The organism is Thiorhodovibrio litoralis (assembly GCF_033954455.1).
Classification (GTDB): Bacteria; Pseudomonadota; Gammaproteobacteria; order Chromatiales; family Chromatiaceae; genus Thiorhodovibrio; species Thiorhodovibrio litoralis.
This window is the reverse complement of the sequence record NZ_CP121473.1, coordinates 2,792,780-2,806,522: the sequence shown is the minus strand read 5'-3', so window position 1 is coordinate 2,806,522 and position 13,743 is coordinate 2,792,780. Positions and strand designations below refer to the sequence as shown.

The following is a 13,743-nucleotide window of genomic DNA, read 5'->3' as shown; positions in this document are numbered from 1 at the left end:
TTGGCGCTGTCCCGCGAAGAATTTGATGAACGCCCGGAAACGACTTGTCATTCTGTTGATCAGTGGCGCTTGTGCAATCGGGTTTGCCATGATTTTCCGGGATGACATCCATGCTTTCGTCGAACAACGCCGCCTCACGAGACTGCCTGAGTCCCCGGCCACGCCTGATAGCTTGAGCGCTCCGGCTCACGCAATCCGCATTCCCGAATCCGAGCCTGGTTATGGTACGATTCGCGGAATTCCGCCGCGCTATGGTTATTCCGCAGAGGCATTCGCGCGTTACAGTGATTGGATCAACCAAGCCATCCATGAGTCGCACGACAGACCGGCGATCATCATCGACAAGCTCGCTCGCTCGCTGGAGTTGTGGATTGATGGTGAAAAGAAAGAGGTCTTTCCGGTCGATCTTGGCCGAGATCCCGTCAACGATAAATTCATCCAAGGCGATGGCGCGACGCCAGAAGGTCGCTACCGCGTCAGCTGGGTTCGGGACATCGGCCAGACAAGGTACTATCGCGCCTATATGCTGGATTATCCAAATCCGGCGGATTTGGGTGAATTTAACGCGCTAAAGGCAAAGAATCAGATTAAAACCACAGCGTCTCCCGGCGGTGATATTGAAATCCATGGCGAAGGCGGTATGGGAATCGATTGGACGCTCGGCTGTATTGCCCTGTCCAACTCAGCGATGGACAGGCTCTTTTTCTATGACCTCAAGTCGGGCACGCCGGTCACCATCGTCAGGTATGGAACCAAAGAAAAATACGAAGTCTCTCGCCGCTGACCAGTCCGATTCCATCGGCGCTTACTGAAGACAATCTGGCCACGACGATTTTTACCGATGATGAAAACACGCGCTTTTACTCCCGCAGCAGCCAGAGCGAAACCACTCGGCCGGGCCTGCGCCCAACTGCACGAAGTCTTGGTTGCCTGCCTCATATTGGTCTTGGCCGGCGTCCAGCCAACGATCGCGGCTGCCGCAACGCCGAATGCCACAGCACGTTACCTTGCTGGCTTAACGCCCGCTGCGGATTCGCCCTATGTGTCACTGACCGACGAACATTGGCAAGCCTATCAGCACAGGCTCGATGAGACCTGGCAGGCACTGGAGCGCGACCGCTTTGAGCCCATGCGCGAGTGGCAAACGCAGGTTTTCGCTGCCGATATCGATCCCGCCTTGCCACTCTATTATCCCTTCGGCGGACCGGACATGATCCATGCGTTGATGCTCTATCCGCATAACCGCGAATATGTGTTGTTCGGACTCGAGCCGCCCGGGTCTTTTCATCTCGATCCGCAAACTCCGGCCGCGGAGCGTTACCAACTGCTCGACGCCGTACAATGGGCGCTGCGCGACATCTATCAGCGCAGTTATTTTATCACCGGGCGAATGTCGAGTGATCTGAACCGGCCCCAACTTAATGGCGTTCTGCCGCTGCTGCTGGTGTTTATCGCGCGCGCCGGTTACGAGGTAATGGCAATTGAGGAAGGCACTTTGACCCCAGACGGGGAGTTCGCCGCAAAGTCTGCTCCCGATGCAAAGCAGGAACCGGTCCCGGAGCAAGAGCCTGTGCAAGTTCCAATGCAAGAGCAAGAGCAAGAGCCAGATCAAAAGCAAACGCAGAAGCAGGAACAAGCGCTGGGAAAACTCGACGACGATCCATCGACCACCCATGCGCTCGCCGATGCCATGGTTTCGGCCCCTGTGACTGCAACCAGCAGCTGCCCGGATATCCGCGGCGTGCGGGTTCGCTTCCGCGCGAATGAGAACGCCCCGGAGAAACAAACCACCTACTTGCAGATCGATGTCTCGGACGCCAAGCTGGGGGATTGCACCGCCCTGGAGACCTATCTCAAACGCCTCGCTCCCACCAATACCTTCGTCAAGTCGGCGTCCTATCTGATGCACTACGGCACTTTCAGTCGCATCCGCGCGCTGACGCTGGCGGTGAGCGATTCAATCTTTCAGGACGATACCGGGGTGCCTTATCGCGACTTGGACCAGGCAGATTGGGATATTGTCCTGTTCGGTAGCTACACCCAGCCGATTAAGGATTTCAGCGGTGTTTTCCAGCCGGACTTGAATCAGGCTTACTTGACCAAAGCCCAGCGCGTTGCTGAACTGCCCTTTGAAATGGGATACCATTGGTGGACATCGGCACAGAATCATCTCCTTGCCCGCAAACGAGCGAAAACTGCGGAAACGCTGGTCGAAGATGCCACTAAGCCCCAGCGCTAACGCCCTTCGTAACTCTTGCCGCCCGCATCGGCCCACAATGCTCCGCGCAGGCATCCCAGCCAAAAATCCCTAGTCCCCCATGACATCGAAACCCGCCATTGGAGTCTCAGCCGCCGCTGCCGTCGTGGTGGCTAACATGATCGGCACCGGTGTCTTCACCAGCCTGGGCTATCAGTTAATCGATATCCAATCGCCGCTAGCCGTGCTGGCACTTTGGGCGCTCGGCGGTCTGGTCGCTCTTTGTGGCGCCCTGGTTTATGCCGAGCTTGGCGCGCGCATGCCGCGCTCGGGTGGCGAATATCACATCCTGTCGCAGATTTATCACCCCGTCATTGGCTTTCTGGCTGGTTTCATCTCAATTGCCGTCGGCTTTGCGGCACCCGTGGCGGCTGCCGCGATCGCGATGTCGAGTTATCTCACCTCGGCCCTGGGCGCCGGTACCCAGGGCCCCTGGATGCCGGGTATCGCCATTACTGCGGTCCTGACAGTCACGCTCGTTCATCTCTTCCCGTTACGCACCATTGGCTTTTTTCAAGTGCTGGTCACAAGCTTGAAAGTGATGCTGGTATTGCTCTTTATCCTGTTCGGCTTCGCTATCGCCTCACCTCAACCGATCTCTTTCGCCTATTCCCCGCAGGTGCTCGAGGAAATGGTCTCCAGCGAATTCGCCGTTGCCCTAGTCTATGTCATGTATGCCTATTCGGGCTGGAATGCGGCCATTTATATTGTGTCCGAGATTCGCGAGCCGCGGCGAAACCTGCCAATCGCGCTAATTGGCGGCACCATGCTAGTCATGCTGCTCTACACGCTGTTGAATGCAGTCTTTCTCTTTAGCGCGCCGATCTCGGAAATGACCGGCCAGACCGAGGTCGGCTATATCGCCGCGCGCCACATCTTCGGCGAGACGGCTGGCGTTGCCATGGGGCTGCTGATCGCGTTCGGCCTGATCTCAACCATCAGCGCCATGACCTGGGCCGGGCCAAGGGTGCTGCAAACCATGGGCGAGGACTATGAAATCTTTGCCTTTTTTCGGCGCACGAATCGCAACGGCGTGCCCTATCTCGCGTTGTTGTTCCAGTTCGTCGTGGTTTGTTACTTGGTCCTGTCCTCCTCCTTCGAAGCCATTTTGGTCTACATTGGCTTTACCTTATCCTTGTCGGTGTTCCTTGCCGTGATGGGGGTCTTTATCGTGCGCGCGCGAGACGAAGAACTGCCAACGCACTACCTGACCTGGGGCTATCCCTGGACTCCACTGTTCTTTCTGATAATTACCGGCTGGATGCTGGTATTTCTGCTGCGGGAGAAGCCCCTGGAGTCGCTCGTTGGCCTTGCGACTGTCCTCTGCGGACTCGTGCTTTACGGCTGGAACCGCCGACTCAGTGCGCGCACCGGGCAAAGGATCGCGGCGGCAATTGCCGACTAAGTCAGTGGCTGGCATGCGTGGGGAACGCTCGAAATTAACGCGCCGTCAAACTGTTGCGCTGCAACGGTTTATCTGCATTTCCTCAGTCATTAGCGCCACGCTCGCGCTATTGAGCTGCTCAATGCCGTCCGCGGCACCAATGCAGGCTCGCTCGATGACGGAAACCGATAGCGGCCTCCAACGCGCTTCCCACAGTATGCCTCATACCCCGGCTAAACTGGCATCGTCGCAAAGCGATCACTTCGACACCCTCGAGCGGATTCTGCGCGCGGACCCAACGCTCGCACCCTATATCAATGACGCGCAGCGCTATCGCATTCAGGTCATATACAGCCCGATAGACCGCGAACGGCCCAATCACCCGCGTTTGACAACCTGGACCTTTCGCCAGGACGAAAACTTCTACTATCCAGCAAGTTTGGTCAAGCTGCCGGTCGCCGTATTCGCTCTCGAGCGGCTAAAGGAGCTCGGACTGAGCAGAAAAGATCGGTTCGAAATTTATCCCGCCAATGATTGCAGCCGCTACCCGCCTGAGAGCTGTAGCACTGTCGAGCAATGTATCGAGCAGATTTTTGTCTACAGCAATAACACCGCCTACAATCGGCTATTCGAATTCCTGGGGCAAGATGCGATCAATGATCGCCTGCGTGCACTGGACTATCGCGGCGTCATTAACCGCCGCTTCCGACCCGGCTGCGGCGGCGAACTGGGACTCACCACAGGGGCGGTAAGCTTCCAAGATCGCTCAGGCACTATCCGTTATCGCCAGCCTGCCCGGGGCAGCCAGCGCAGCTATCCGCCGCCGCGAACTGACATGCGTGCGGGGCTCAGGACTCGCACAGCTATCGGGCTGTTCGAGGAACCGATGGACTTCTCGGACAAAAATTACCTTCCGCTTGGCGACTTCCATCAGATGCTCATCGCCCTGGTGCTGCCATCGGCTGTCGCCGAAAAACAGCGGTTCGCGCTCGATGCAGATGATCGTGACTTCCTGCTGAGAACTATGGCGCTGCGCCCCAGGGATGTCGGCGGCGATCAACCGGACAGCTTTCGCAAGTACCTCCTCGTCGGTGGGCAAGCGCGAATGCCCGAAAGCATCCAGATCATCAATAAAGTGGGCCTGTCATATGGGTTCGTTTCCGATGTCGCCTTCATTCACGACACTTCCAAGGACATCGACTTCTTTCTCTCCGCGACCATCTATGTCAACAAAAACCAGACCATGAACGACGCGGCCTATGAATACGACACCGAAGCCTACCCCTTCATGCGGGCACTCGGTCAAGCACTGCTTCGGTACGAGCATTCTGGAGGGCGGCATCGTTGAAGGTGCGCCATGTGATTATCAGACGGGAGGCTGGCAAAGACCAATCTCAGGCGACACGGCGGGTTTAGGTGTTGGGAGGCTTGCTGCGATCTGGCTCAGAAACGGTTTCGTTGAGTAAAACCGCCCAAACCGTCATCATCCAGAATACAAATGCCGGCATAAATTGGAGCAGTATCCGGTTCAAGCTGGTCCCCTGTCGCGCCCATTCAGAGGCAGACGTCAAGAAAAAAAGCACGTAAATGGCGGCGATGGCTGAGAGCACCCACACCAAGCCCGCGCGTTGAGATGATCCACCAATATCGCGGACTACCAGGAAAACGGCAAAACCCAGTGTCAGCACAAGCAGTATCGGAACCAAATGCCAGTTATTCCGGATAATCAGGTGTTCAAGCCAGGGCTCCCAAGAACCGCTCGGTTCTAGTGGAAAGCGTCCAACAAGCGGCAGCTCGATCACACTTGGACTCAGCGTAAAGCGCCCGAGCAACGGTAACTCCAGAGAGAGACCTCCAGCAGAAAAAACAGCCATAACGCCAACAGTCAGCAGGACAAACAACACCAACAGCCGTTTTCGCTGCAATTGCGCTGCCGCAAGGGCTGGTAGAAACAAAAAGACCCAAACCGCCCCCTCCCATTTAAGCAGCACGCAAGCGCTTGCAGCGAGCAGGGCTAATAGCAGCTGTCGCCAATCTCCACCGCTCGCCCAGTGTATCAAGGCAAAAAAAGCGAGGCCCAAAGCGGTTGCCAGCCAAAGATCTGCATAACCAGCCAAGGCAACATGGGTGTCAAGCATGGGCAAAGACACCAACAGCCAAAGGAACAACAAGGCGGTCACCGGGGACGCCTTCCAGAGCCGCGCTTGTCCATAAAACGCCAAAGCCAAAGCCACAACGCACCCAACCCAAGGCAAATTGGCAACCGTCTCATTCCAGCCGCCAACCGCAAGCGACGGCCAGCTAGCGAGCAGCGAAACCGCAACCGGGTACTCCCATGCTCGAATGCTGTAAACACCTGAGTTTGGCTGTTCTAGCCAAAGATCCGGGGAGACGAAAGGTACCAGATCATGGGCATGCGACCAAACCACCGCCCGCACCGTCCACGTCGTCCAAGCGTCCCACGGGAAGAGCGGCAGCCAGAAGACCTCTAGTGCCAAGCCCGCCAAACGGACCACAACGAGCAACAGGAGCAAAACAATTGCAACCCATTGCCAGGCGCGAATAGGTGGTGAATCCTCAACCTCTGCAGCAACCGAGGAGCATATCTTCCCGGGGCTGCGCCGCAGCATCCACCAACCCGCTGCCGTGACCGCGCCCAGCATCAGCGAGGGAAACCAAAATCCAAGTCCTAATCCAATGGCCGCTTGAAATCGCATCAAAAGCGTTGTGAAGATCAGGCCAAAAACATATCCGTAACCCAGCAACATCGGCCATCGTCCGGCCGCTGGTTGCGGAAACAGCAGTCGCATCCAAGTCACAGCGGCAAGCCAGGGCAAGCTAAGTGCGATGAGAAGGGTCAGAAGTGTCATTGTAATGGCAAGCCCGCGGTTATAGCTCGTCTGCTGCGCATCAGGTCGGCTCCGGCTCCAAGAGCCGAAACAGTGACGCTGCGTTAGGGACCTCCAACACTCTCTCGGCTGACAACATGGATAATCCGTCGGTCAAGCGGCGCTGATCAGGGTCATAGCGGATGCCGGCCGGCGGCAGAACCAACATCACATAATCCCCGGCTCGAGACTGATTGGGCGATGGCAAATGCCGCATGCCAGGACTGACATTCAATGGCAACAGACGGTAGCGCACCCGCAGTGGCGCATAGCCGCTCGGATCAGCACTCACGAGAAAAATCCTCGATGCAGTATCCGCTATATTGGTGCGAACACTATCCACGAGTTTCTCGATTGACGCATTGGGTTCTTTGACTCTTAGACGCTCTTCACTTGGCACACCCGAATAATGTCGACGGCTGTCATCAAGACGCCACATGAGTTGCCACTGCCAATTCAAATCTAGCGCCAGCCAACCGATGAGCGCCAATAATGCCGCGCCGCTTATGGTATACCGCCAGCCCATCCTGGTTGACAAGGCTGCAAAACAGCCAACACTTAAAGCCAGCCAAAGCCCAACCTGCCCAATCAGGCTCTCTGACCAAGAAGAGCTTGCCGACTCGCGGAAATTGATCGAGCGCATACTCCAAGGCTCTTTGTAGGTCCAAGCCGAGCGCAAGCGTTCGAGAACCCAACCCAAGCCGGGAGATGAAGGGTAAATTGTCATCCCCTGGACAACCACAGGTGAGCTCAAGGCCCCTTGCAGTTCCAATCCAATCCACAGGATCTGCCCATTCCAGCCGGCTTGATCAGCGAGTACCACCCCGTGATCGGTGTCCGCGTCATTCTCGACCGCGACCCGACGGGGATGCCCTGGCTCACTATCAGAAATCCAGACAACAGCCAGTTGCTGCTGAAAAGTGAGTCCCCGCAAGCGCCAACCGAGACGATCAAAGCGGTCCGCCGGTACGCCAGCCAGCCGCACGCCGAGAACAGTCACGCCTTTGGGGCCGGCAGCTTCAATGACCAATCCTTCAGAGGACATGTGCGCCGACCCTTGCCCCAGTTCGAGCCGGTTAGCAGGAACCTCCACGGGTGGGTCAGACGGGACCAGTCCGAGCGCGTAAGAAAGCCAGCCAAGCAGCAGGAAAAGCAGAGCTCCCAGCATAGCTGCCAGCGGAACGCGCGAGATCATACCCTCGCCCCGTTTTCGTGCAGTGCAGCCAAACCCAAGATGCGCGCATAAAGCGCTTGGACCCGAGCCGCGACTGTGTCGATCCCAAACCAGGTGCCAAGTGCTTTCCGCCCTTGCTCACCTAGGCTATCTCGCAAAGCCGGTGACGCTTGCAAGCGCGCGATGGCCCGCGCGAGCGATACCGCAACAGTCAGAAACAACCCAAACTCACCTGCCACCGGGGGGCGGGAAAACTTACCGACATTGAGAGCGCTCATGTCAAACACCAGAATCGACCTTAACCGACGTCTAGCCATCGGCCGGTTCGCTTGGCGACAAGGGCAGCGTATCCTCCAACGCGCGCTGGCGAGCCTCAAGCAGGGCCATGCGCTGCGCTAAACGCCGCACGCGGCGTTCCTGCCGCGAACGCTCGATATCCATCGTCAACATCTTAACCAACAATAGCCCGAATCCCAGCACGACGGCCAAAATCGGCGGATAACCGATTCCCAAAAAAACCGCTATCCAGTCGAACATACGCGGCCAGGAGCCCAGCAGGGCAACGGTAGCTGCAACCCCAATCCACCAGAACGCAAAAGGACCATGCAAATGGTCGCGACGCACCAACCAAAGAATCGTGCCCGCGATCAGCAGTCCAAGTACGAGGGAAGTGACTTGATAGGTCATTATGTGGGACAGGTTAGAAGGAAGGACAGACGGTTTCCGCGTGGATCAGGAGGCGCATCGACTGTCACCACGCCGATAATGTCGCCGGCGTGCCCAACCGCGACCACTGCCCAAGCGCGCAAGACATAGCACGGTGGTTTGTGCCATGTAAGAACCAACTGTCCACCAAGAATCAAACACGCGAGAACTCCCATATTGCCTTGGCTGCATCGGTACGGCGACTTCAATCGTTCGGAAGCCGCGACGACGCAGAAGCATCAAGACACCAACGTCCTGGTAGTCTAACAGGGTCGCCTCGGAACTCGCGAGATACTCGATTGCCGACCGGTTATAGGCCCGGAAGCCCGAGGTAATATCGTCAAGCGAAATCCCCCCAAGCCACCGCAGATAGTGCCAGGCAATTCGGCGCGCCAGACTCAAACGTCCCGGACATGCGCCGATGACCACATCCGCCTCCCCTGCCAGAATCGGCGCGGTTAGCGCATCGATCGATTCCGCCTCGTGCTGGCCGTCTGCATCCAGAGTCACCGCAAGCGGCCATTGGCTTTTCGCTGCATACCGCAGCCCGGTCTGAATCGCCCCCCATGCGCCAAGATTCAGCGGCAAGCTCAGCACCGTCGCACCTGCCGCTCGGGCCAATGCCGCCGTATCGTCCGTGCTACCATCATCAATCACCACAACCGGTGCAGCGGTCACCGCGCCCGCGGCACCGACTAGAGCACCAATAGATGCCTCCTCATTCAAGGCGGGAATTAAGACCATGTTCAGGGTTGCTCCGATGGCAAACATCAGGGTTTCAGATTTCTTGGCAACCTCCGGGGAGGTAGCGCGGGTATGAAAAAAGCACTCATCACAGGTATCACGGGGCAGGATGGCTCCTACCTGACGGAACTTCTGCTAGACCAGAATTATGAGGTGCACGGGGCGGTGCGCCGCACGAGTAGTCTGGAGCGCAGCCGCTTGGCGCATCTTTATGCCGACAAAGACGTCTACAATCAGCGCCTATTCCTGCATTATGCTGATCTTGACGACCCCACGACACTGCGTCGCGTGCTGACCAAGGTTGCCCCACATGAAGTCTATCATCTGGCAGGACAGAGCCATGTGGGACTCAGCTTCGATATCCCCGAGACAACCTGCGAATTTACCGCCATGGGAACCTTGCGGCTGCTTGAGATCCTGCGCGACCTGCCGCAACCGCCGCGGTTTTTCCATGCTGCATCGAGCGAGATTTTTGGCCGCCCAGCGCAGCATCCGCAAACCGAGTCAACACCGATGGCCCCAGTCAGCCCCTATGCCTGTGCCAAGGCTTTCGCGACGCAGATTGTGCGCGTGTATCGCGACGCACACGACTTATTTGCCGTCAATGGCATTCTCTACAACCATGAGTCACCGCGGCGGGGAGAGAATTTCGTCACCAAGAAAATCTGCCGGGGTGCCGCAGCCATCAAAGCCGGCCATGAACGTGTGCTGAAACTCGGTGACACCTCAGCTCAGCGGGACTGGGGTCACGCCCGCGATTATGTCCGCGGAATGTGGCTCTCTTTACAAAACTATACAGCCGACGACTATATTTTTTCTACTGGCATTTTGCACAGCGTGCAAGATGTACTCGAAATCGCTTTCTCTTCGGTCGGCCTGAGCTGGCAAGACCATGTGATTAACGACCCGCAATTTCTGCGTCCAAGCGAGCCGGTGTCTTTGGTTGGAGATCCAACCAAGGCGAAGCAGGTGCTGGGCTGGTCTCCGGAAATCAGCTTCAATGATTTAATAGGTGAGATGACCATTGCAGAGTTCGCTCGCTTAAAAGAAAACTTGCGATGATGCATTAACCATCCTGTAGTGTGACAGATGCCGGTGGCAAGGCAAAGACGGTATTGCGTACCGTCAAAGGCTATCAGCACGCATCCCATGCGGGCATCGTTGACTCCACGGTCCTTTGGCGGATATAGATCGCCGCCCGGCGTTGGCGAGTCAGCCGAATGAAGTTTTCAATTGTCATGCCATGTTATCAATCAATTTCATTCTTGGATTGCTGCCTTCAAAGCGTGCTTTCGCAACGGAATGAAGGCATCATGGTGGAACTGGTTGTTGTCGACGGCGGGAGTACGGATGGTAGCCTAGAAAAGCTTCAAAATTATGGCGAGGCCGTCGATTGCTTGATCAGCGAAGCCGACCAGGGTCCGGCGGATGCTATTAACAAGGGCTTTGCCAATGCCACGGGCGATGTAGTGGCCTGGTTGAACACGGATGACCGTTATCTTCCCGGTACCTTGGCGCGGGTTCAGGATGCGTTAGCTCAACATCCTGAAGCTGCTTTTGCTTTTGGCCATTGTCCGATTGTGGATTTGCAGGGGACGGAAATCCGCAAGGGCATTACCTGGTTTAAAGAAATGTTCTTCCCGATTTCCAGCCACTTTACTTTTCAGTGCATCAATTACCTTTCCCAACCGGCTTGTTTTTTTCGGCGATCCGCGGCACAGGCGGCCGGTCCGTTGCGTTTGGATCTGAAAGCAGCTTGGGATTATGAATTTTTGCTGCGGATGTGGCGTCAGGGCAAAGGGGTCCGGGTGCCATCCCCCGCGCTGGCACAGTTTTGTTGGCATGAAGGTTCGATTAGTGGTCAGCATTTCCGTCGACAATTCGATGAAGAGTTTCAAGCGGCGCGCGCGGATGCGGGAATGTTCTCCTTGCAAACCTTTCTGCACTTTGGCGTGAAATGGGGGATTATTGGGGCCTATTCGCTGATGGAATGGCAGAGGCGGCACGGATGAAAATCGCTATAAACACCTTGTTTTTTATCCCCGGAGAGGTGGGAGGAAGTGAAACTTATTTGCTGGAAATTCTCCGGGAATGGAAGCGGCAGGAGCTTCCGCATGACTTTATATTGTTTACGAATCTGGAAAACCATGAGCGTTTGTCCTCGGAGTTTGCCGGTGAAGGGTGGCAGTGTGTATTGTGTCCCTTCAAAGCCAGAAACCGCGTGATTCGCATTCTGCGGGAGCAATTCGAATTGCCCGGGAAGGTCAGAAAATCGGGAGCCAATGTTTTGTGGTCGCCCGGATATACCGCGCCTTTTTTTTGTGGGAGCCCGCAGGTCGTAAGTATTTTAGATATGCAGTACAAACGCTTTCCTCAGGATCTAAGTTTTGTCGGGCGTTTTACTACGGAGGTGCTGGTGCAGGCAGCTAGTTTGCGGGCAAAACAGCTGCTGACTATTTCCGAATTTTCTAAAAGTGAAATCCTGCGGTTTACTCGGGCCAAAGCAGATAAAATTGCGGTTACGCCCTTGGCGGCGGATCCGATTTTTGCTGAACCTTTCGGTGGTGAACCCTTGATTAAGGATCCATATATTCTCTGTGTCGCCAATACCTATCCGCACAAGAACGTGGATCAGTTGGTCCGGGCGTTTGTGGCGCTGGAGGAGCAGATCCCGCATCAACTCGTGTTGGTGGGGCTTCCGCGGCTGGGGGAAGCGGCAGTGCAAGCGGCTTTGCGGGGATTAAGAGATCCAAATCGCTTTTCCCGACTGTCCGGTCTGAACCGTTCACATTTGGTAGGCTTGTATCAACAGGCGGACTTGTTTGCTTTTCCCAGTTTGTATGAAGGATTCGGGTTGCCGGTGCTGGAGGCTATGCTTGCTGGAGCCCCGGTCCTGAGCACCCGTTGCGGATCGATTCCGGAAGTGGGGGGCGACTATGTCAAATATGTTGAATCAAATGATGATGAGGCCTGGGTAAGAGCGCTTTTGCAAGCATTAACTACCGATTATCCGCATGATGAGAGAAAGGGCGAAGCCGCACGGAAGTGGCGGGAGCAGTTTGTTTGGACCAAGACGGCGAAGGAAACATTTCGGGCTTTAATCGGCGTTGTTCGCCATTTGCCCTCGAGCGCCTGGAGATGATCGTAGGGAGCGCTAAACTTGCCCTGATGGCCCGATACAGGAGGTAAATTGAAGATTGTTTTATCCGTTGATACAATTTTTCCACCCTTAACTGGAATTGGTCGCTACGCCTTGCAGTTGGCTCAAGGTTTGCCGCTACTGCCGGATGTCGAGGCAATCCGCTACATTTCGACGGGCCGATGGGTCTTTGACCTGCAGTCGATGGCTAATGAGTGCGCGTCCAGTGCCGAAATCCGACTTGGAACGACGGCAAGGCTCAGGCGCTACCTGGCTGCACGCACCACGGCAGTGAAGGTCTATACATTGGTGATGCCGCCACTTATGAAGTGGCGCATGCGACATTTGGGGGATTATTTATACCACTCGCCTAACTATTTTGTTCCTCCCTTTTCAGGTAGGTCGATCGCCACCGTTCATGACTTATCAAATTATCGTTACCCTGAACTTCATCCGGCTGCGCGCAGGTTGTACTTTGACAGTGAATTTCCGAAAACTCTGCAGCGTGTGACGCACTTGATCACCGACTCCGAAGCTGTTCGCAAAGAAGTAGCGGAGTTTTTTTCTTGGCCGTTGGAGCGTGTTACGGCGATTCCACTGGGTGTCGAAAAGCGTTTCAGACCAATGGACGCAACCGAGACTCACTCGGTTTTGACTCCTCTTGGGTTGAAGCATGATGGCTACGGGCTTTGTGTGTCCACTCTTGAACCGAGAAAGCGCATCGACCAGCTGATTTATGCTTACGAGCGCTTGCCGCCGCGATGTCGGACGAATTATCCACTGGTCATTGTCGGTAGCCGCGGGTGGTTGAGCGCTGCTTTGCACGATCGAATTTCCGCGGCTCGTAGGCAAGGATGGCTTCATTATTTGGGCTATGTTGCAGAGCAGGATTTGCCGTGTATTTTCGCCGGGGCGCGTGGTTTTTTCTACCCATCTCTGTATGAGGGATTCGGGCTACCGGTGCTTGAGGCAATGAGCGCCGGGGTTCCCGTGCTTACGTCAGATATATCCTCTTTGCCGGAGGTGGCTGGTTCTGCGGGTCTATTAGTGAATCCGGAGAATCTCGACGCGCTGGCTGAGGGGGTTTTCCGTGTACTCGATGATGAACAGTGGCGGGCATTTGCTAAACCCCAGGGTTTGCGACGTGCTTCAAACTACACGTGGGAGCGCTGTATACGGCAGACTGCGGATCTTTATCGCCGAATTCTTACGGAATCAGCGTGATGTCCCAGCAACCTGCGCTCCGCGCAGCATCGTCAGCCAGCTCTGGCCCCGCGGCTGCATTTCGGGTTGAACAGTGAGTCAACTCCGGAAAGTCCAAAATCGCGTATATTAGAGAATCCTTATTTTTATAAAATATTGATTTATTAACCCATATTTAACAACTGGTCACAGAATTATCTTGATTTTCAGCAGGATAAGTGTACACAGATATCCGTTACGGCACTACAT

The 13,743-nt window shown here is 55.8% G+C and carries 12 protein-coding genes; 8 read left to right on the top strand and 4 right to left on the bottom strand.

Translation table 11 applies throughout. The features are described 5' to 3' along the window. The first annotated feature begins 25 nt into the window (after nt 1-25). The 4 genes from Thiosp_RS12495 (at nt 26) to Thiosp_RS12480 (ending at nt 4,989) form a co-directional block, all read left to right on the top strand. The gene (locus Thiosp_RS12495) at nt 26-784 is read left to right on the top strand and encodes a L,D-transpeptidase family protein (RefSeq protein ID WP_201068640.1); all 759 of its coding nucleotides are present in this window, start codon (nt 26-28) and stop codon (nt 782-784) included. Nucleotides 785-1,042: 258 nt separating this feature from the next. Then, a complete protein-coding gene (locus tag Thiosp_RS12490) occupies nt 1,043-2,239 on the top strand; it encodes a hypothetical protein (RefSeq protein ID WP_201068641.1) in 1,197 nt (398 codons plus the stop codon). 79 nt (nt 2,240-2,318) lie between these two features. Then, a complete protein-coding gene (locus Thiosp_RS12485) occupies nt 2,319-3,662 on the top strand; it encodes an APC family permease (RefSeq protein ID WP_201068642.1) in 1,344 nt (447 codons plus the stop codon). Continuing rightward, entirely contained in the window at nt 3,619-4,989 is a 1,371-nt protein-coding gene (locus Thiosp_RS12480; protein WP_201068643.1) for a serine hydrolase, read from the top strand. Before Thiosp_RS12485 ends, Thiosp_RS12480 begins: the two co-directional genes overlap by 44 nt. Nucleotides 4,990-5,053: 64 nt before the next feature. Here the strand turns inward: Thiosp_RS12480 and Thiosp_RS12475 are convergent, their stop codons facing one another. From Thiosp_RS12475 to Thiosp_RS12460, 4 genes are all read right to left on the bottom strand, one after another. Further along, the gene (locus Thiosp_RS12475) at nt 5,054-6,409 is read right to left on the bottom strand and encodes a hypothetical protein (RefSeq protein ID WP_201068644.1); all 1,356 of its coding nucleotides are present in this window, start codon (nt 6,407-6,409) and stop codon (nt 5,054-5,056) included. Between the two features lie 142 nt (nt 6,410-6,551). Beyond that, complete coding sequence (locus Thiosp_RS12470; protein ID WP_201068645.1) at nt 6,552-7,724, bottom strand: hypothetical protein; 1,173 nt, start codon at nt 7,722-7,724, stop codon at nt 6,552-6,554. Nucleotides 7,725-8,012: 288 nt separating this feature from the next. Further along, nucleotides 8,013-8,390: a DUF2304 domain-containing protein gene (locus tag Thiosp_RS12465; RefSeq protein ID WP_207188136.1), complete on the bottom strand. Its 378-nt coding sequence runs from the start codon at nt 8,388-8,390 to the stop codon at nt 8,013-8,015. A 45-nt stretch (nt 8,391-8,435) separates the two neighbouring features. Next, nucleotides 8,436-9,179 carry a glycosyltransferase family 2 protein gene (locus Thiosp_RS12460; protein WP_242518888.1) on the bottom strand — a complete coding sequence of 248 codons (744 nt, stop codon included), beginning with the start codon at nt 9,177-9,179 and terminating at the stop codon, nt 8,436-8,438. Between the two features lie 45 nt (nt 9,180-9,224). On the opposite strand from Thiosp_RS12460, the gene Thiosp_RS12455 reads away from it, so the two are divergent. The 4 genes from Thiosp_RS12455 to Thiosp_RS12440 all read left to right on the top strand — a co-directional run bounded on the left by Thiosp_RS12455 (nt 9,225) and on the right by Thiosp_RS12440 (nt 13,515). Further along, nucleotides 9,225-10,214, top strand: coding sequence for a GDP-mannose 4,6-dehydratase (locus tag Thiosp_RS12455; RefSeq protein WP_201068646.1), 990 nt, complete (start codon nt 9,225-9,227; stop codon nt 10,212-10,214). 158 nt (nt 10,215-10,372) lie between these two features. Next, complete coding sequence (locus Thiosp_RS12450; RefSeq protein ID WP_201068647.1) at nt 10,373-11,164, top strand: glycosyltransferase family 2 protein; 792 nt, start codon at nt 10,373-10,375, stop codon at nt 11,162-11,164. Beyond that, the gene (locus Thiosp_RS12445) at nt 11,161-12,294 is read left to right on the top strand and encodes a glycosyltransferase family 4 protein (RefSeq protein ID WP_201068648.1); all 1,134 of its coding nucleotides are present in this window, start codon (nt 11,161-11,163) and stop codon (nt 12,292-12,294) included. The genes Thiosp_RS12450 and Thiosp_RS12445 overlap by 4 nt, the downstream gene beginning before the upstream one ends. Nucleotides 12,295-12,342: 48 nt before the next feature. Next, entirely contained in the window at nt 12,343-13,515 is a 1,173-nt protein-coding gene (locus tag Thiosp_RS12440) for a glycosyltransferase family 4 protein (protein WP_201068649.1), read from the top strand. Nucleotides 13,516-13,743 lie beyond the last annotated feature (228 nt).